Origin of the sequence: Glycomyces rhizosphaerae (assembly GCF_042647865.1) — a bacterium.
Classification (GTDB): domain Bacteria; phylum Actinomycetota; class Actinomycetes; order Mycobacteriales; family Micromonosporaceae; genus Glycomyces; species Glycomyces rhizosphaerae.
Map to the genome: position 1 here is coordinate 1,094,691 of NZ_JBHRWO010000021.1, position 17,619 is coordinate 1,112,309.

The following is a 17,619-nucleotide window of genomic DNA, read 5'->3' on the forward strand; positions in this document are numbered from 1 at the left end:
GATCGGCTCGGAGGCGGATTCCGAGTCCACTTTGAGGCCCGTTTGATCCCGTGCCGAGTAACGGGACCGACGATGCCGAACATGGGATTGTCCTCAGCACGGCCCTCACGTACCAGACTGGTCCTCAGCACCCTCGCCGTCGTAACGATCGCCGCGGTCGGCGCGACCTCCTACCACCTCCTCACCCGACAGGACTCGGACGGCACCGGACCGGAGACCGCAGTGGTCGAACGCGGCACGGTGTCGCTGACCGCCTCGGCCACCGGCACCGTCACGCCCTCCCGGCAGTGGTCGCTCGGCTTCACGACCGACGCCGAGATCACCGCCGTCAACGTCGCCGCGGGAGACCAGGTCGCCAAGGGCGACATACTCGCCAAGGCCGACGACGCCGACGCCGCCGAACTGGTCGACGAAGCCGAGACGGCACTCGAAGAGGCCGAAGACGATCTGGCCGGCGCAGAAGACGACGCCGACGAATGCGAGTCGGCGTCGACCCCGACCGCGGGAACCGGCACCGCCGGGCAGGGCGGCGCGACCCAGCCGGCCCAGACCGGATGCCAGAGCACCGGCACCGACGCGATCCTCACCGCACAGCAACGGGTCAACCAGGCCGAGGCCGACCTCGCCGCGGCACAGGACACCCTCGACGCCACCGTCCTGACCGCCCCCGCCGACGCCACCGTCCTGTCGGTCTCGGCCGGCGAGGGCACCTCGCTGTCGGCCGGGACCGTCCTCATCGAACTGGGCAGCCTGTCGGCGGTCTCCGTCGTGGCCGACTTCCCCGAAGCGGACACGGCCGCGCTCAGCGTCGGCCAGGCGGTCACCGTCGCCCTCGCCGACTCCGAGGACGCGATCGACGCCGAGATCGGCTCCATCGCCTTGACCGGCACCGCCACCGAGGACTTCGTCACCTACGCCGTCTCGATCGGCGTGGCCGACCCGCCCGAATCCGTGCGGTCCGGTTCGAGTGCCACCGTCGACATCGTGCTCGCCAGCGTCGACGACGCCCTCTCCGTGCCGGTCTCGGCACTGGAATCGGCCGACGGCGACACCGCACAGGTGACCGTCCTCGCCGCCGACGGCACGACGCGGACCGAGACGGTCACCACCGGCCTGTACGGGGACTCCGGCGTGGAGATTCTCTCCGGACTCGCCGAGGGGGACACGGTCGTGATCGGCCGGTGATCCCCACGACCGCACCAGCGCTCCGGCCCCCCGAGGCCGGACAGTGAAGCCGGCGATGCGCCGATGGCGGCACTGGACCGTGCGCACCCGCATGGCCGTCACCGCCGTCGCCTTGTGCGCGCTGGCGCTGTGCATCGCGATCGTGTCGGCGACGGCGCTGCTGGAAGACGTCTTGACCGACCGCATCGACGACCAGCTGCACGGCGCCGCCGAGGCCGCCGGGCAGCGCGTCCCCTCCAGCGACCTGCCCGATGACGCGAGGGACCGCGACCCGAACGCCGGCATGCCGGAAGTGCCGCGCCTCTACGTCTACAGCGCCGACGGCGAACTCGTCAGCGTCGTCGGCGACGAGGAAGCCGACCTCCCCGCGCTGACCGGCCTCGGCGACCTCGCGGCGCGCGCCGCCGGAGCGACGCCCTACACCGTCGAGGACACCGACGGGAACTCCTGGCGCGTCCTGGTCCAAGCCGGCGACGACGGCGACTACACCGTCCTGGCCCTGTCGGCCGAGCACGTCGCGGCGGCCACCGAGAGCCTGCGCCTCATCGGCGGTGCCGTCAGCCTCAGCGTGCTCGCGCTGCTCGCGCTGAGCGCCCTGTGGGTGGTCGGCATCGGCCTGCGCCCGCTCGACCGCATGGAGGCCACCGCCGCGCGGATCGCCGAACGCCGCCTCGACGAACGCGTCACCGACACCGACCCGCACACCGAGACCGGTCGCCTCGGCCGGGCACTGAACACGATGCTCACGCGTATCCAAGCGGCCCTTGACGACAGCGCCGCCTCCGAGGAGCGCCTGCGCCGGTTCCTCGCCGACGCCTCCCACGAGCTGCGCACCCCGCTCACCTCCATCACCGGCTTCGCCCAGCTCTACCGGCGCGGCGGCGCCCCGCCCGGACCGGTCCTCGACGAGGCCATCGGCCGCATCGAAGGCGAGTCCCAGCGGATGCGGCTCCTGCTCGACGACCTCATGCTCCTGGCCGCCATCGACGAACAGCGCCCCTCCCAACGCGGCCCGGTCGACCTCCTGGGCATCTGCGCCGACGTCATCGGCGACGCGCATCTGCGCGAGCGGCACCGCTTCGTCTCCCTGGAGCCGCTCAGCGGCGTCTCCGAAGGACTCTTGGACGACGTCGGCATCGTCGGCGACGAGCCGCGCCTGCGCCAGGTGGTCACCAACCTCGTCGCGAACGCGTTGCGGCACACCCCGCCCGACGCCCGAATCGCCGTCCGCCTCGGTTGGAGCCGCACCGTCGGACCGCCGTGCCTCGCGCAGGTGGGGGAGGTGCCGGCTCCGCCGTACGCAGTGGTCGAGGTCGCCGACACCGGCCCCGGCATCGGCGCCGAACACGCCGAATCGGTCTTCGAACGGCTCTTCCGCCTCGATCCGAGCCGCGCCCGCACCGCTGCCGCCGATGAGGGCGGCACCGGCCTGGGCCTGTCGATCGTCGCCGCCATCGTCGCCAACCACGGCGGTTGCGTGCGCCTGTGCGCCACCCCCGGCGGCGGCGCGACCTTCCGGGTCCTGCTGCCCGAGAAGTTAACCCTTCTCCAAGCCGTCTTTGAGCCGACTCGGGAGCGGTGTCGAGTTGCGACCGACAGCATCCGGTCCATGCGAAAGCCATCACCCTCTCTACTGGTCAACAGCGGCCTCGCGCTGCTGCTGGCCGCCGGCGCAGGCGGCGCGTACCTGCTCATCCGAGGCGGCGAGCCCTCCGAGGCCGCCGCCGACGCGACCGCCACCGCCACTGTCCAGACCGGCACCGTCACCCGCACCGTCTCGGCGGACGGCACGGTCACCGCGGCCTCCACGGTGACCGCCGACTTCGCCGCATCCGGCACCGTCACCAAGATCGACGTCGCCGTCGGCGACCTGGTCGAGAAGGGCCAGCAACTGGCCACTGTCGACGCCACCGACGCCCGGCGCGAACTCGACCTGGCCGAGGACAATCTCGACGCCGCCGAGGACAGCCTCGACCGGGCCGAGACCGACGCCGAGACCGAGACGGCCGAAGACGCCGTGGACGAAGCCGAAGCCGCGGTAGAGGAAGCCGAGGACGCCGTGGCCGACACGGTCCTGACCGCCCCGGCCGCCGGCACCGTGATCGCCGTCAACGGCACCATCGGCCAGTCGTCCGGCGGTACCGGCGGCCAGAGCCAGGAATCGACCGGGACCGACTCCTCGTCCACGACAGGGTTCATCCAGATCGCCGACCTCGGCAACCTGCAGGTCACCGCGGCAGTCGCCGAGGGCGACGCCGCATCGGTCCTCGTCGGACAGAGCGCGACGGTCACCTGGAACGCCATCGACGCGAGCGCCGAAGCCGAACTCGCCGCCATCGCACCGACCGCCGAATCCTCGGAGAACGTCGCCACCTACGACGCGACGCTCACCCTCGTCGAACTGCCCGAGCAGGTCCGGCTCGGCCAGACGGTGTCCGTCAGCATCGTGGTCGAAGAGGCCGCCGAAGCCCTCTACCTGCCGACCGCGGCCGTCGAACGCCAAGGCGACCAGGGCACCGTCACCCTCGTCGGCGAAGACGGCACCCAGACCGAGACGACCGTGACCTTCGGACTCGAAGGCGACACCTCCATCGAGATCGCCTCCGGACTGTCCGAAGGCGACACGGTCGTGATGAGCGCCGACTCCTCCGGAGCCGAAGAGGGCGGATTCGAGATACCCGGCGGCGGCTTCCCCGGTGGCGGCGGGGGCGGCTTCCCCGGCGGCGGCGCAGGCGGCATGCCCGGCGGCGGCTCATGAGCGCGGTCATCGCCCTCGACCAGGTGACCAAGCGCTACGGCCACGGCGAAACCCTGGTCCACGCCCTGCGGGGCGTCACGCTCAACGTCGAACGGGGCGAGTACGTCGCCGTCATGGGCGCCTCCGGCTCGGGCAAGTCGACCCTGATGAACATCCTGGGACTGCTCGACTCGCCCACCTCCGGCTCCTACCTCCTCGACGGCGTCGACGCCGGCACGCTCGACGAGGACTCGCAGTCGCTGGTGCGCAACCGCCGCATCGGATTCGTCTTCCAGTCGTTCAACCTCATCCCGCGCACCACCGCCGCGGCCAATGTCGAGCTCCCCTTGGTGTACGCCAAGATCCCGAAGGCCGAACGGCGCAGGCGCGTCGCCTTGGCGCTGGCCCAAGTCGGGTTGGAGGACCGGGCCGACCACCAGCCCAACCAGCTCTCCGGCGGCCAGCAGCAGCGCGTCGCGGTGGCGCGGGCGCTCGTCACCTCGCCGTCGCTGCTGCTGGCCGACGAGCCGACCGGCAACCTCGACAGCCGCTCCACCGCCGACGTCCTCGACCTGCTCGACCTGCTGCACGCGGCGGGCCGGACGATCGTCCTCATCACCCACGAGGACGAGGTGGCCGCCCGCGCCGGGCGGCTGATCCGCCTGCGCGACGGCGACATCGTCGAGGACACCGTCCTCAAGGGCCGATTCGTGGAAGGGGTGGGGGCATGAACCTGGTCGAGATCCTGCGCTTCGCCGTCCGAGGCGTGGTCGCCAACCGGCTGCGGTCCTCGCTGACCGTCCTCGGCGTCCTGATCGGCGTGGCGTCCGTGATCCTCCTCGTCGGCGTGGGAACCAGCTCCCAGCAGGAGGTCGAGGAGAGCATCGAGTCGCTGGGCACCAACACGCTCACCGTCTCGGCGTCGTTCGGCCAGGGCACCCGGACTCGGTTCACCGACCTCACCGCCGCGATCGCCGCGGACCTGGAGGACTCCGAGCTCATCCCGAACGTCGCCGGCGTCTCTCCGGTCGCCGGCACGACGGCCACCGCCGTGTGGGACGGCAGCGAGTACGACATCGGCTCGGTCGTCGGCTCCGACGAGGACTACCTGACCGCCGCCAACCACACCCTCGCCGAGGGCACCGGACTGGCCGCGGCGGACGTCGAAGCGGGCAGCCGCGTCGTCGTCATCGGCTCCACCGTGGCCGAGGAGCTGTTCGGCGGCGCCGACCCGATCGGCGAGCAGATCAGTCTCGGCGGCTCGATGTACACCGTCGTCGGCGTCCTCGAAGAACAGAGCTCCTCGACGGGGTTCACCGACGCCAACGACATCGCGGTGGCGCCGCTGACCGCGGTGCAGCGGACCCTCACCGGCTACGGGGCGCTCTCCCAGATCCTCGTCCAGTCCACGAGTTCCGACACCGTCGACGCCGCCGAATCGGAGGTGAGCGCGGTTCTGGACGGCCTGCTGCACGTCGAAGCCGGCCAGAGCGCGCCGTTCCAGATCACCAACGCCGCCGAACTGCTGGAGACGCAGGCCGACACCGCCGAGACCTTCACGGTCCTGCTCGGTGCGGTCGCCGCCATCAGCCTCCTGGTGGGCGGCATCGGCATCACCAACATCATGATGGTCTCGGTGACCGAGCGGACCCGCGAGATCGGCATCCGCAAGGCCCTCGGCGCGCCGCGGCGCGTGATCCTGACCCAGTTCCTCGCCGAAGCCACCGCGCTGAGCTTGCTCGGAGGCGGCCTAGGCGTCGCCGTCGCCTACGCCTGCTCGGCGTTCACCATCGCAGGCTACGAGACCGTGATCGTGCCGGGCACCGTCGCGCTCGCACTCGGCGTCTCCATGGCCATCGGCCTGTTCTTCGGCGGCTATCCCGCCTCCCGCGCGGCGAAACTGCGCCCCATCGACGCCCTTCGTTACGAGTAGTCAAGGAGTCCACCATGGTCACCAAGGAAGAGCTGGTCCTCGCGGACCTGCCGCCGATGGCCGACGACCTGCACGAGGCGCTCGCGGTGCAGCGCCGTCCCCGCACCAACAAGGCCACCAAATGGCTCCTCGCCGCCGTCCTCATCTCCGGAGGATTCGTCGGTGGCATTGCGGCCCAGCAGCAGTGGGGCGTCGTCGAGACCGGATTCGAGCCGGGCGGCGGCTTCGGCGCGCTTCCGGACGGGGCCCAGCTCCCCGACGAAGCCGGTGCGGTCGCCGCCGAGGAGACGAGTGGGACGGTCGTCATGGTCGACGACACGACCGTCTACATCGAAACGGAGGACGGCGCCACCGTCATCGTGGAGACCACCGAGGACACGGAGGTGCGCACGGCCTCGGCCGCGGACCTGTCCGATCTCGCCGAGGGCGACCAGGTCACCGTCACCGGTCAGGCAGAGGAAGAGGGCACGGTCGCCGCGGAGGGCGTGACCGAGATCGTCGACTAGCGGGTCCTTTACGCACGTAAGGTCACCCCTTCCATACGGTTATTCCTATATGGGTGTTTCTTTGAGGCAACTTTGAGTTCACCCTGAGTTCACGAGTAAGTTCACCGGCTTGACTTATCGACGTTCCCAACAATTCAAGGAGCGTTGATGAGCCAACTCAGCGGAGGAGATGCCGCGCACCTGCGCCGCACCGCCAGCGCGCTGCACTCGTTCAACCGGTTCGAGATCAAGTACCTCCTCTCGTACGACCAGGTGCCCGTCCTGCGTGATGAACTGCGGTCGCGAATGACCGCGGACCCGTTCACCATCCAGGGCGGGTATCCGGTGTGCAGCCTGTACTACGACTCGAAGTCCCTGCGCTACTACTGGGAGAAGATCGAGGGGCTGCACTTCCGGCGCAAGCTGCGCATCCGCAATTACGGTGAGCGGCATGAGCTGACCGATGAGACCCCGGTCTACATCGAGATCAAGCAGCGGGTCAACCGGGTCACGCAGAAACGACGCATCAAGGTGCCGTACCTGCTGGCCCGCAAGCTGTGCGACGAGGCCGTGCTCATCGACCACGAACCAGAGCAGCGGCCGTTCCTGGAGGAAGTCCTGGGCCTCATCGAAGGCCACGGACTGCGTCCGACCGCGATCACCGCCTACAACCGGGAGGCCTACCTCGGCTCGGACGCCGACCTCGGCCTGCGGGTGACCATCGACCACCGGGTGCGCGGCCGCGACCGCGACTTCCACCTCGGCGCCGAGGTCGAGAACCGCCTCATCATCCCGCCGGCCAAAGCGATCGTGGAGGTGAAGGCCAACGAGCGGGTCCCGTACTGGGTCACCGACATGGCGGCCCGTCTGGGCATGAACGTCGTCCGGGTCTCGAAGTACTGCCAGAGCATCGAGGCCTTCGGGCAGGCGCCGCGCTCGGTGTTCCACGTTCCCGTCGAAGAGGACTTCTCCGTCCACTCCAAGCGGGAGGGCACCTCGACGTCGGTGCCCTCCGTTGTCAAGTAACCGACCGGGCTTCGCCCACTATCTGCGGAAAGCAGTCGTCTAGATGGATTTCCTGACCGATTTCACCGATCTCTCCGGAGAGTTCAGCGTCGCCGACATCGCGATCTCGCTGACGCTCTCGTTCGTGCTCAGCTGCGTGATCTCCCTGGTGTACCGCCGGACCCACCGCAACGTCTCGTACAGCCAGTCGTACGTGCAGACGCTCATCATCATGGGCATGATCATCGCGATGATCATGCTGATCGTCGGCTCGAACGTGGCGCGGGCGTTCGCGCTCGTCGGCGCCCTGTCGATCATCCGGTTCCGCAACGCGCTCAAGGAGACCCGCGACGTCGGGTACATCTTCCTGGTGATGGGCGTGGGCATGGCCTGCGGCACCCGGTTCTATCTCCTGGCCGTCATCGCCACCGCCGTCATCTGCCTGGTCCTGCTCATCATGCACCGCTTCAACTGGTTCGCCCACAACGTCCAACGCCAAGTCGTCAAGGTCCAAGTCCCCGCCCATGAGGACATGGCCGGCGACATCGACGACGTCCTCATCCGCCACACCGACGAGTACGAACAGGTGAGCATCGAGACGATCAGAGGCGGTGCCTTGACGGAGATGACGTACACCGTCCGCCTCAAGAAGGGCAAGAACCCGTCCGGCCTGCTCGGCGATCTGCGCGACATCACGCAGGGGCAGCAGGTGACGGTGCTGACCGGTTACGACCAGACGGACCTGTAGCCATGAGCGCCAAAGCACTGCGACACCGGATTCCGGTGAGCGTCCGGCACTACTGGAAGCTCATCGTCGGGTCGATCGGCCTGATCGCGGTCCTGGTGCTGGCGGTCGGCACGATCCGCGTCAGTGCGGTCGTGACCTCGGATGCGAACGAGGGGTTCGTCATCACCAATGACGTCGAAGGCACCGTGGACCTGTTCGACACGACCGTGGCGCACGAGATCAGCCTCGAGTACAACGAGGACGACTACCAGAAGATGATCGAGACGTTCCAGGACTCCGGCGAGAAGGAATGGGTCAAGGCCGACATCACCATCGACGGCGTGACCATCACCGACGTCGGCATCCGTCTCAAGGGCAACTCGACCCTGGCGAGCCTCGGGGGAAACATCAACGTGGGCGGCCAGGAGATGCCTGAGAACATGGAGATGCCCGAGGGGATGGAAATGCCTGAAGGCATGGAGATGCCCGAGGGGATGGAAATGCCCGGCGGAGGCGAGGGCGGGATGGGCGGCATGGGCAGTTCGCTGACCTTCGACGAACCGGAGACGCTCCCGTGGCTGGTCGACTTCTCCAAATTCGTCGATGGCCAGGTCTACCAGGGCAATCAGCAGATCACGCTGCGAGTCGACTCGGGCATGGGCGGCTCGACCCTGACCGAGGCCGTTTCGCTGGAGCTGGTCGAGGCCAGTGGCGAGCCGAGCTACGACTGGACCTACTCGAAGGTCTCGGTGAACGGCTCGGAGACGGTGACGCGCCGAGTCGTGGACGCCATGGATGTGACCTGGGCCGACGAAGAGTACGGCGCGAGCGAAGGGGTGCTCTACAAGGGCCGGGCCGGTGGTCAGTTCGCTTACCAGGGCCAGGATCCCAGCGAGTACGAGGACGACTTCAAGCTGGTCACCATGGAGGGATCGGCGGACGTGCAGCCGATCATCGACTTCCTGGAATGGCTCGACTCGGCCGATGAGGCGACCTTCGAAGCCGAACTCGCCGATTGGGTCGACGTCGAATCGTTCGCGAACTACACCGCGCTGCAGAACCTGATCGTCAACACCGACGACATGGCCGGACCCGGCAGCAACTACTACCTCTGGTACGACTACGACACCGGCCTGATCTCCGTGCTCACCTGGGACCTCGACCTGTCGCTCACCAACGCCGAACTGGCACCCGGCGAGATCGGGTCGATCGGAATGGGCGGCGGCGGGATGCCCGAAGGCATGGAGATGCCGGAAGGCATGGAGATGCCGGAAGGCATGGAAATGCCCGAGGGAGGCGGGATGCCCGAAGGCGGCGAGATGCCCGAAGGCATGGGCGGCATGTCGTCCGGCGCGAGCGATTTCAAACAGCGATTCCTCGACTCCGAGGCATTCGAGGCGGTCTACATGGAGGCCTACAACGACCTCTATGAACGGATCTACGCCAGTGGTGCGGCCGCGGAAGCGGTCGACACTGCAGCGGCGGCCGCTGAACTCAACGGCGCCGCCGATGTGGCGGAGTCCGCGGAGTCGCTCAAGACGGTCATCCAGCAGCGCGAGGAGTTCCTGGCAGTACAACTCGATGCAGTCTGAGGGATGATCTGGCGCGACGGGGCCGTATGGTCTGCTCCACCCGGCCCCGTCGCGTCGACCCATGCGGCCGAGCGAGTCCGAACGACCCCGGCCGACCGGATCGGCCTTCTGCGCGCCGTCGCCGGCGTTCCGGCTGACTTCGGCCGGGCGGACGGGCAGAATCGGGCAAGTTGAGGAGGGCCGACGATGAACGTCAACGTGGACCGATCGAGTGTCGCCATGGGCGACGACGTTTACCCGCACGCTCGGACGATCGACCTGCCGGAGTCGAGCACGATCGCCGAGGCGGTCGCCTACCTGCGGCAGCGGCGGTTCCTCGCCACCATCGCCGGCGGACGCGCGACCTGGATCCTCGAAGTGAACGGCAGGCCCACCGCCGTGATCGCGCAGCAGTGGGCGGAGCCGAAGTTCGTCACCGACCCTTCGGACACGCTCGGCTCCTTCGGGAGCGGGGTCTCGCTCATGTTCCGCTACCGCGCGCAGATCGACCCCGATGATCTCTTCGACACGCTCGATGCGGGAGAGGCCCCGCCCACGACGTGAGGTCGACAGGGCTCTCGGCGCGTCAGGGGCAGCTCGCGAACCCGGTTCATGCCGTTCCTCCGAGCGGGTCGAACCGCTCGCCCCAGTGCCCGCCCGACGGCCTGCACCTGGGACTCCCGGTACTCACTCGAGATTCCGGCGTTGCGTTCCACCAGGTCGAATCCGTGGTACGCGCCCTGCACGACCTTGAGCTCGCACGGAACTCCCGCCTTCCGCAGACGCTCGGCGTAACCCTGGGACCGAGCCGATCGCGGAGGCGGGGCCGGGTGTTCAGGCGGTCAGGGCTCCGATGAAGTCGGCGGCGTCGGCCTGCACGGAGAGGGCGCGGCCGGCGAGTTCCGCGGGGACTTCGGAGTGGTCGCGGTTGACGCGGATCAGGCGGGCCTGCGGCCGGCGGTAGGCCAGGTGCTCGGCGGGTCGTATCCGGCGGCGGCCGAGAGGCCGGCCCCGGCGGTGATCAGGACGCGGTCGGCGTCGTCGAGCCATGCCCGCACGGTCTGCGCGGTCGTGATGTTCACGGTGTCTCCTGGTGTAGGGCTTGCCGGTAGGCGGCGGTGTCGTCCTGGGTGTAGGTGCAGCAGATGACGCGGTCGAACCGTCCGAGGCGGTGCTCGAGCCAGGCCTCGACGGCCTGGATCGCGACGCGGGCGGCTTCGTGTCTCGGGTAGCCGAAGACGCCGGTGCTGACGGCGCAGAAGGCGATCGTGCGGACCGGTGCGACCTGTGCGGCGAGGTCGAGGTAGGCGGTGTAGCTGTCGACGAGGGCCCGCCGGTGCGCGACGGTGACAGGGCCGTGGACCACGGGGCCGACCGTGTGGATCACGAACCGCGCCGGCAGGTGGTAGCCGCGGGTGATCTTCGCGGTTCCGGTCGGCTCGGGCTCGCCCTGGGCGGCTCGGAAGTCAACCCGAGCGGGCCGGCGGACGGCTCCCGCGCCAGCAGGCGCAGCGCATTCCGGGTCGATCCGGCGAGGTCGTGCGGTTCGGTGGGCGGGGCGGTCGGCGTGAACGGCAGGTCGAGGTCGATCGCCTCGCGATAGTCGCCGAGCTCGAGGAGGGTCATGTTGCGTCCAAACGAATGGCGGTCCGGCCCCGGAGCGGGGCCGGACCTGTGGTGGTGCACAGTGCCTGCGGTTCAGGCGAGTTCGCGCGGCCTCCTAGAACAGCCCGTTGCCGTGCGGGAGCTCGGCCGGGATCGGCGCGACGATGTCCCAGTGCTCGACGATCTTGCCGTTGGAGACGCGGAACAGGTCCCAGTAGGCGACCGGCTCGCCGAACTCGCCCTCGGACTGGACCAGGGCGAAGTCGCCCTCGGCGACGACCTTGTGGATGGTCTTGTAGACCAGGTTCTTGCCCTGCTCGCCCCACTTGGCGGCGGCCGCGCCGAACCCTTCGAGGCCGTCGGCGGCCTCGGGGTTGTGCTGGTCGTACTGCTCGGTCGAGATGTAGTCAGTGAGGACCGAGTAGTCGGCGCCTTTGAGGACCTTCTCGGCGAACTCGGTCACCAGCGCCCGGGTCGCCTCGGTCCGGCTGGAATCCCCGATCTTGGTCGGACCGTCGGTCTGGGAGCGGCCGCTCGCGGTGTCCTTGACGAGCGGAGTGAGGGCGTCCCAGTGCTCGGCGAGTTTGCCGTCCTTGACCCGGAACAGGTCGAACGCGATGAGCGGGTCGGGCCCGAAGCCGTAGTAGACGCCGTGGAGCGCAACGAGGTCGCCGTCGGCGATGACGCGGGCGCTCTCGTAGCTGAAGCCCTCCGGCAGGTTCCCGACGAGGCCGCGCAGCCCTTCGGGGCCGTCGGGGGCGAGCGACGAGTGCTGCTTGTAGTCGGGTGCGACCCAGCGGTCGACCGCGGTCGCGTCCTTGTCGGCGAACAGTTCCTTCGCGGCGGCCAGCACCGTTTCCTTCGCGTTGCCCATGGCGTCCTCCCTTGCTCTGGTGCGCCACCGATCCATGGCGCTCTTTCTTTGCCTTCTCGAAGCTAAGCCCAGTACAGGGAGGATGCACGATACACTCGAGACTGATGATGGTGAAAAACCGACAACCAGAATCCGAGGGCATCCTCGAAGTCGACTTCCGGGCGCCGGTCGGCTCCCCGGCCGGGGTCGAGGTGGTCTACCTTGGGGCGCTCCGGCGCCGGAACCTCGCGACGCTCGACCGTTTGCAGCGCCCCCACTTCCATCAGCTCATCGCCCCGACCGCGGGGCGCCTGCGCTTCATGGTCGACTTCGTCGACTACGAGATCGAACCGGGGACGTGGCTGTGGGTGCGGCCCGGGCAGGTCCAGCGCTGGGGCGACCTGTCCGGCGTCGAAGGCGACCTGATCCTGTTCGAGGACGACTTCCTCGACGCCGACACCGCCGAAGCCGCCCGGGTCGACGAGCCGGGCGGCTCGATCGTGTTCCGGCCGAGCGCCGGCGGCGCTGCACTGGAGGCCGCCCGCGCCCACCTGGCGCGGGAATTCCACTCGACGGGCGACCTACCCCTGTCCGTCCACCTCGCGGTGCTGCGTCGTCTGCTGGCGGTGCTCGTGCTCCGCCTGGCCCACGCCGGTGCGGTCGACGTCCCTGCAGGCGAGGTGAACGAGACGTTCCGGCGCTTCCGATACGCGGTCGAACGCGGCTTCGCCCGCACCCGCCGCGTGGAGGACTACGCCGCCCAGCTCGGCTACTCGCCGCGCACCATCGCGCGGGCGGCGTTCGCGGCGACCGGTGCGGGCGCGAAGGAGTTCATCGACCAGCGGATCGTGCTCGAGGCCAAGCGACTGCTCGCCCATTCCGACCGCACCGCCGCGAGGATCGCCCGCGACCTCGGCTTCAAGGACGCCACCAACTTCTCGAAGTACTTCCACCAGCGGACGGGTCAGACACCGATCGCGTTCCGCACCACCTCCCGCCGACGGTGACGGCGGTCAGGCCCCGGTGACCTGGGTACGTCCGATGAGGTCCAGCACCGCGTCTCGGGTCCGGACCATGGCCGCGGCGACCTCGGCCGCAGCCGCGGTGAGCGCCTTGCCGTCCGGGGCCGCAGCGGGTTCGAGGAGGCGGCCCACGGCGTGCGCGAGAATGGCCTCGGGCTCGCCCTCGGGACGCGGGGCGGTGTCCGGTTCCAGGAGCGCGGTGCCGAAACCGGTGAGCATCGCGTGCATGGTGTAGGACTGGTCGGCCAGGGGCTGATCGTCTCGTAGCAGCCCGTGCCGGTGGAGGACGGGCATGACCGCCTCGCACAGGGCGCTGGGCATGACATCGGCGAACAGCTCTCGGGCGCCGGACTGCTGGACGAGATGCCGCAGCAGCTCGAAGTCCGCGGCGGTGAGCCGGTTCGCCAGGGTGATCCTGCGGCCGGTGCTCACGAGCAGCGGGGCGAGGCGACTGGGGAGCACGGACTCGGGGTCGGCGGTGAGCCGTTCGACGACCGCTTCCAAAAGGGCCAGTGCCTCGCGGGCGAACAGGCCCACGACGAGGTCTTCCTTCGACGGCCAGTACAGGTACACCGTGCCTTTGCCGATCCCGGCGGTCTTGGCGATCTCTGAGACGGTGAGTTTGCGGATGCCGTGATCGAGCACCAGTTCGCGGGTGCTCTCCAGCACGCGGGCGGCTTTGCGCGAGCGGTGCTCGATCAGCTGGCTCATCGTTCGTGTTTCCCTGTCTGGCTCTGCGGTGGTTCAGACCGCCGCGATGTCGAACGCCTTGTTGGCCATGTCCTTGCTTTGTGCGAGCTTACCGATGGCGGGTCCGAGAACCGGTGCGTTCATGAGGCGCATCATGGCCGTCCGCGAGCGCTGCTCCTTGCGGTCGTGAGGCGTGAATATCCTGCGCATGGTGAACGCGCTGGCCTGCTCGGTGGTGATGAACGGCCGCAGCCGGTTCTCCCAGGCCCGCAACGCCCCCGGCAGGTCGTCGCCGTGGCGTTCGAGCATGGTGCCGAGCAGTTCGCCTCCGGCGATGCCGCTGGAGGCGCCCATGCCCGCGTACAAGGTCACGCACCATGCGGCGTCGCCGACGAGGACGACTCGGCCGCGGTGCCAGTGCGGCATCCTGACCTGGTTCACGGAGTCGAACAGGGACTCGTCGGCCTGCTCGAACCGCTGGAACAGGTGCTCGAGCAGGGGCCCGGGCTCTTGCGGCCCGAAGGCGGCGCGGATCGACTCGATCGGCGCGCGTTTGAACTCGCCGTCGATGTCCTTGGTGCGGTAGGAGAACAGCAGGCTCGGGGCGTGGTCGGCGAAGGGGAAGGTCGTCACCGACCGGCCCGGTTCGGCCAGGGTCAGGCCCTCGCGGGGGCCGAGGCCCTCGACCTGCGAGTCGAGGAGGGTCACCCCGATCATGTAGTCGAGCGCGTGCAGGTGCTCCTCGGGCCCGAAGGCCAGCCTGCGCACGGTCGAGCGGAGACCGTCGGCGCCGACGACGAGGTCGAACCGCTCGGTGGAGGTGGTGTCGGTCGCGTTGTCGCGCAAGGTGACCTCGGCCGAAGTGTCGTCTTGCGCGATGCGGACGGGGACCGTGGAGTACCGGATCTCCACATCGGACGGCAGGGCGTCGAACAGCGCCCGTTCGACATCGCCGCGAAGGAGCATCCGCGGGCGGGTCTTGCCGGGGAGGGTGGCCGGGTTCATGCCCTTGGTGCGGTGCCCGGCCCGGTTCACTTCAAAGGTGCGCATCTCGGGGTGACCGCGGTCGCCGATCGCGTCGAGGGCCCCGAGTCGCTCGGCTGAGGCGGCTCCGGCGCCGAACAGCATGATGAAGTACCCACTCGAACGGCGGGCCGGCGCGCGCTCCACCACCACTGGCTCCCAGCCGATCCGCCGGAGTCGGAGCGCGGTGGATATCCCGGCGATGCCGAGGCCGACCACCAGTGCGCGGCGGGGCTTGACGAGGTGGTTCATGGCTACTCCTAGCTCGTGTCGGGTGTTCCTCCGAACCTAGCATACGAACTGACCAAAACCGTTCTATTGGTCAGTCTGTTCGGCCACATGGCAACAGACCCAGAAAACCGCCCGGGACCCGGCGGCAGGGTGTTGTGCCGCGGGTCCCGGGCGGGGTCGGAGAGCAGCCGCTACGCGGCTGCGGCGATGGCCGGTTCCTTCGTGGGCTCGTCCATGCCGTCATCGTCGCTGAGCTTGCGGTCGGGCAGGAAGAACGCCAGTACCGTGCCGATCAGGATCACCGGGACGAGCCCGAGGAAGATCGGCAGCAGTGCGTCGGCGTACGCGTTGACCACCTGGTCGCGCAGCACCTCCGGGAGCGACCTGACGATCGCCGGGGTGATCGACTCGGCCCCGGCGCCGCCGAAGTCCGTGCCCATCCCGGTGAGCGCATCGGTGAGCCGGTTGGTGAAGATCGCGCCCACCACCGCCACGCCAACGGTCGCGCCGATCTCGCGGAAGAAGTTGTTCGAGGACGTCGCGGTGCCCGACCTCCTTCTGCGGGAACGCGTTCTGCACCGCCAGGACCAGGTTCTGCATGACCAGGCCCATCCCCGCCCCGAGGATCGCGATGCAGGTGCACAGCAGTGCCACCGGCGAGGACGGGTCGAGTGTGGACATGAGCCAGATCCCGACCGGCATCACCAGCATGCCCGTGACCACGAAGCCCTTGTAGCGCCCCAGCTTCGACACCAGGGCACCCGACGCGGTGGCAGTGAGCATCATGCCCGCGACCATCGGGATGAGCAGCAGCCCCGACTCGGTTGCCGAGTAGCCGTAGACCATCTGGAGATAGGTCGGCATGTAGGAGATGACGGCGAACATGCCCAGGCCGATGGCGATCATGCCGATGAGCGTGGCGAGGCTGAAAACCGGGTTGCGCAGCATCCGCAGGGGGATCAGCGGCTCGGCGACGCGGCTCTCGACGACGCAGAACAGGACCGCGGAGGCGATCGTGGCGGCGCCCAGCCACAGGATGGTCGGCGAGGTCCAGTCGTACTCGGTGCCGCCCCAGGTGCACACCAGGATCAGGCAGGTGACCGCGACGGCCATGAGCGCGGTCCCGAGGTAGTCGAACTTGACCTTGACCCGCTTGCGCGGCAGCTTGATCGCCGCGGCGCTGATGGCGAGCGCGGCCGCGCCGAGCGGCAGGTTGATCCAGAACGCCCAGCGCCAGTCGGTGTTGTCGGTGATCCACCCGCCCAGGAGCGGACCGGCGACGGCGGCGAGGCCGAACACGGCGCCCATGGGGCCCATGAACTTCGCCCTCTGGCGCACCGGCACGAGGTCGGCGATGATGGCCTGCGACATGATCATCAGCCCGCCGCCGCCGAGCCCTTGGAGGGCCCTGAACGCGATGAGCTGCGGCATGTCCTGCGCGAACCCGGCCAAAGCGGAGCCGGCGACGAAGACCGCGAGAGCGGCGAGGAACAGGCTGCGGCGTCCGATGAGGTCGCCGAGCTTGCCGTAGACGGGCATGCCGATGGTGGCCGCGAGGATGTACGCGGTGGTCACCCACGCCATGTGGCTGAGACCGTCGAGTTCGCCGACGATGGTCGGCAGCGCGGTCGAGATGATGGTCTGGTCCAGGGCGGACAGCAGCATCGTCACCATGAGGGCGGCGTAGATCCACCCGAAGTGCGATGGCAGCTTCGCGCCGGTGCGCCCGGTCGCTGGTTCGGTGGTGGTCATGGTCGTCGGACTCCAAGGGCCGGAAGGATAACGGCGTCGATGTAGGCGGTCAGGTACTCCTCGTCCGGGTGCTGCCCGGAGATCATGGGGCGCACGGCGACGGGCGCGAGGAGCAGTTCGTGGATGAAGCGCCGGCCCGGTGGGTCGGGGGCGATCTCGCCGCGTCGCACGGCGCGGTCGATGACGGTCTCGACGGCCCGTTGCACGGGTTCGGCCATCACTTCGCGGATGGCCTGGGCGAGTGCCTCGTCGTCCCTGGCGGCGTTGTGGATGCTGGCGATGAGGTCGTGGTCGTCGGCCGCGGTCTCGGCCATGGGGCTGACCCCGGCGAGCAGGTCCCCGCGGAGCGTTCCGGTGTCGACGACGTCCATCGGGTGCGGCTTGAGGTGCCGAATGGCCTCGATGATCAAACGGGGCTTGCCCTCCCAGCGGCGGTACAGCGTCGCCGTGCTGGAGTGGGATTCGGCGGCGATCTGCTGCATGGTGACCTTCTCGTACCCGTGCTCCTTGACCAGGTGCACGACGGCGGTGAAGATCTCGGCCTCACGATCGGGCCCGAGCCGCGAGCGTCGTTCCACAGCGATCCCCTTATCAAAACGAAAACAGTTCGTTTCGATAATCGCGCAATCGTCGCCGCCGCGCAACCGCGACCACGGAGACCTGCCCCACGATCGCCGCTTGAACAAGGGCCGGAGACGGCTCCGGCTCGTGGTGTCCGCCGGAAACGGTTGACCGCGTCTTGTGCGCCCAGCAGGATTACGACACAATCGTCGGAATAGGGATTGATATGTACTGATGTC

General features: G+C 68.9%; 18 protein-coding genes and 1 pseudogene. 10 read left to right on the top strand and 9 right to left on the bottom strand.

Annotated elements, in window-relative coordinates; translation table 11 throughout:
* Positions 1-81: 81 nt before the first annotated feature.
* The 9 genes from ACFO8M_RS25285 (at position 82) to ACFO8M_RS25325 (ending at position 10,207) form a co-directional block, all read left to right on the top strand.
* Positions 82-1,185, top strand: coding sequence for an efflux RND transporter periplasmic adaptor subunit (locus ACFO8M_RS25285; RefSeq protein WP_387980655.1), 1,104 nt, complete (start codon positions 82-84; stop codon positions 1,183-1,185).
* Positions 1,186-1,240: 55 nt separating this feature from the next.
* Positions 1,241-3,943 (top strand): ATP-binding protein, encoded by a 2,703-nt coding sequence (locus ACFO8M_RS25290; protein ID WP_387980657.1) that lies wholly within the window; start codon positions 1,241-1,243, stop codon positions 3,941-3,943.
* Positions 3,940-4,653 (top strand): ABC transporter ATP-binding protein, encoded by a 714-nt coding sequence (locus ACFO8M_RS25295; protein WP_387980659.1) that lies wholly within the window; start codon positions 3,940-3,942, stop codon positions 4,651-4,653. Before ACFO8M_RS25290 ends, ACFO8M_RS25295 begins: the two co-directional genes overlap by 4 nt.
* A complete protein-coding gene (locus ACFO8M_RS25300) occupies positions 4,650-5,855 on the top strand; it encodes an ABC transporter permease (protein ID WP_387980661.1) in 1,206 nt (401 codons plus the stop codon). Before ACFO8M_RS25295 ends, ACFO8M_RS25300 begins: the two co-directional genes overlap by 4 nt.
* Positions 5,856-5,869: 14 nt before the next feature.
* Positions 5,870-6,361, top strand: a complete 492-nt coding sequence (locus tag ACFO8M_RS25305; RefSeq protein WP_387980663.1) for a hypothetical protein — start codon at positions 5,870-5,872, stop codon at positions 6,359-6,361.
* Positions 6,362-6,508: 147 nt separating this feature from the next.
* Positions 6,509-7,366 (top strand): polyphosphate polymerase domain-containing protein, encoded by an 858-nt coding sequence (locus ACFO8M_RS25310; protein WP_387980665.1) that lies wholly within the window; start codon positions 6,509-6,511, stop codon positions 7,364-7,366.
* A 43-nt stretch (positions 7,367-7,409) separates the two neighbouring features.
* Complete coding sequence (locus tag ACFO8M_RS25315) at positions 7,410-8,093, top strand: DUF4956 domain-containing protein (protein WP_387980667.1); 684 nt, start codon at positions 7,410-7,412, stop codon at positions 8,091-8,093.
* A gap of 2 nt (positions 8,094-8,095) precedes the next feature.
* Positions 8,096-9,664 (top strand): CotH kinase family protein, encoded by a 1,569-nt coding sequence (locus ACFO8M_RS25320; RefSeq protein ID WP_387980669.1) that lies wholly within the window; start codon positions 8,096-8,098, stop codon positions 9,662-9,664.
* A 186-nt stretch (positions 9,665-9,850) separates the two neighbouring features.
* Complete coding sequence (locus ACFO8M_RS25325; RefSeq protein ID WP_387980671.1) at positions 9,851-10,207, top strand: hypothetical protein; 357 nt, start codon at positions 9,851-9,853, stop codon at positions 10,205-10,207.
* A gap of 127 nt (positions 10,208-10,334) precedes the next feature.
* On the opposite strand, the pseudogene ACFO8M_RS25330 reads toward ACFO8M_RS25325, so the two are convergent.
* From ACFO8M_RS25330 to ACFO8M_RS25350, 5 genes and pseudogenes are all read right to left on the bottom strand, one after another.
* Positions 10,335-10,437, bottom strand: a pseudogene (locus ACFO8M_RS25330) (alpha/beta hydrolase); the annotation flags it as partial.
* Between the two features lie 144 nt (positions 10,438-10,581).
* Entirely contained in the window at positions 10,582-10,725 is a 144-nt protein-coding gene (locus ACFO8M_RS25335; RefSeq protein ID WP_387980673.1) for a hypothetical protein, read from the bottom strand.
* Positions 10,722-11,063 carry a macro domain-containing protein gene (locus tag ACFO8M_RS25340; protein WP_387980817.1) on the bottom strand — a complete coding sequence of 114 codons (342 nt, stop codon included), beginning with the start codon at positions 11,061-11,063 and terminating at the stop codon, positions 10,722-10,724. The genes ACFO8M_RS25335 and ACFO8M_RS25340 overlap by 4 nt, the downstream gene beginning before the upstream one ends.
* A complete protein-coding gene (locus tag ACFO8M_RS25345; protein ID WP_387980674.1) occupies positions 11,027-11,269 on the bottom strand; it encodes a hypothetical protein in 243 nt (80 codons plus the stop codon). Before ACFO8M_RS25345 ends, ACFO8M_RS25340 begins: the two co-directional genes overlap by 37 nt.
* A 94-nt stretch (positions 11,270-11,363) precedes the next feature.
* The gene (locus tag ACFO8M_RS25350; RefSeq protein ID WP_387980676.1) at positions 11,364-12,122 is read right to left on the bottom strand and encodes a nuclear transport factor 2 family protein; all 759 of its coding nucleotides are present in this window, start codon (positions 12,120-12,122) and stop codon (positions 11,364-11,366) included.
* Positions 12,123-12,226: 104 nt separating this feature from the next.
* Between ACFO8M_RS25350 and ACFO8M_RS25355 the strand changes: the two genes are divergently transcribed.
* Positions 12,227-13,108 (top strand): helix-turn-helix domain-containing protein, encoded by an 882-nt coding sequence (locus tag ACFO8M_RS25355; protein WP_387980678.1) that lies wholly within the window; start codon positions 12,227-12,229, stop codon positions 13,106-13,108.
* 6 nt (positions 13,109-13,114) lie between these two features.
* Here the strand turns inward: ACFO8M_RS25355 and ACFO8M_RS25360 are convergent, their stop codons facing one another.
* From ACFO8M_RS25360 to ACFO8M_RS25375, 4 genes are all read right to left on the bottom strand, one after another.
* On the bottom strand, positions 13,115-13,834 hold the full coding sequence (locus ACFO8M_RS25360) for a TetR/AcrR family transcriptional regulator (RefSeq protein ID WP_387980679.1): 720 nt from the start codon (positions 13,832-13,834) through the stop codon (positions 13,115-13,117).
* A 33-nt stretch (positions 13,835-13,867) separates the two neighbouring features.
* Entirely contained in the window at positions 13,868-15,088 is a 1,221-nt protein-coding gene (locus ACFO8M_RS25365) for an FAD-dependent monooxygenase (RefSeq protein WP_387980681.1), read from the bottom strand.
* 219 nt (positions 15,089-15,307) lie between these two features.
* The gene (locus ACFO8M_RS25370; RefSeq protein WP_387980683.1) at positions 15,308-16,819 is read right to left on the bottom strand and encodes an MDR family MFS transporter; all 1,512 of its coding nucleotides are present in this window, start codon (positions 16,817-16,819) and stop codon (positions 15,308-15,310) included.
* Entirely contained in the window at positions 16,816-17,397 is a 582-nt protein-coding gene (locus ACFO8M_RS25375; protein WP_387980685.1) for a TetR/AcrR family transcriptional regulator, read from the bottom strand. Before ACFO8M_RS25375 ends, ACFO8M_RS25370 begins: the two co-directional genes overlap by 4 nt.
* Between the last annotated feature and the right edge of the window lie 222 nt (positions 17,398-17,619).

Excerpts from the sequence above, each read along its gene's own strand:
- ACFO8M_RS25285 (WP_387980655.1), top strand. The coding sequence starts at position 82 with ATGGGATTGTCCTCAGCACGGCCCTCACGTACCAGACTGGTCCTCAGC.
- ACFO8M_RS25290 (WP_387980657.1), top strand. The coding sequence starts at position 1,241 with ATGCGCCGATGGCGGCACTGGACCGTGCGCACCCGCATGGCCGTCACC.
- ACFO8M_RS25295 (WP_387980659.1), top strand. The coding sequence starts at position 3,940 with ATGAGCGCGGTCATCGCCCTCGACCAGGTGACCAAGCGCTACGGCCAC.
- ACFO8M_RS25300 (WP_387980661.1), top strand. The coding sequence starts at position 4,650 with ATGAACCTGGTCGAGATCCTGCGCTTCGCCGTCCGAGGCGTGGTCGCC.
- ACFO8M_RS25305 (WP_387980663.1), top strand. The coding sequence starts at position 5,870 with ATGGTCACCAAGGAAGAGCTGGTCCTCGCGGACCTGCCGCCGATGGCC.
- ACFO8M_RS25310 (WP_387980665.1), top strand. The coding sequence starts at position 6,509 with ATGAGCCAACTCAGCGGAGGAGATGCCGCGCACCTGCGCCGCACCGCC.
- ACFO8M_RS25315 (WP_387980667.1), top strand. The coding sequence starts at position 7,410 with ATGGATTTCCTGACCGATTTCACCGATCTCTCCGGAGAGTTCAGCGTC.
- ACFO8M_RS25320 (WP_387980669.1), top strand. The coding sequence starts at position 8,096 with ATGAGCGCCAAAGCACTGCGACACCGGATTCCGGTGAGCGTCCGGCAC.
- ACFO8M_RS25325 (WP_387980671.1), top strand. The coding sequence starts at position 9,851 with ATGAACGTCAACGTGGACCGATCGAGTGTCGCCATGGGCGACGACGTT.
- ACFO8M_RS25345 (WP_387980674.1), bottom strand. The coding sequence starts at position 11,269 with ATGACCCTCCTCGAGCTCGGCGACTATCGCGAGGCGATCGACCTCGAC.
- ACFO8M_RS25350 (WP_387980676.1), bottom strand. The coding sequence starts at position 12,122 with ATGGGCAACGCGAAGGAAACGGTGCTGGCCGCCGCGAAGGAACTGTTC.
- ACFO8M_RS25355 (WP_387980678.1), top strand. The coding sequence starts at position 12,227 with ATGATGGTGAAAAACCGACAACCAGAATCCGAGGGCATCCTCGAAGTC.
- ACFO8M_RS25360 (WP_387980679.1), bottom strand. The coding sequence starts at position 13,834 with ATGAGCCAGCTGATCGAGCACCGCTCGCGCAAAGCCGCCCGCGTGCTG.
- ACFO8M_RS25365 (WP_387980681.1), bottom strand. The coding sequence starts at position 15,088 with ATGAACCACCTCGTCAAGCCCCGCCGCGCACTGGTGGTCGGCCTCGGC.
- ACFO8M_RS25370 (WP_387980683.1), bottom strand. The coding sequence starts at position 16,819 with ATGACCACCACCGAACCAGCGACCGGGCGCACCGGCGCGAAGCTGCCA.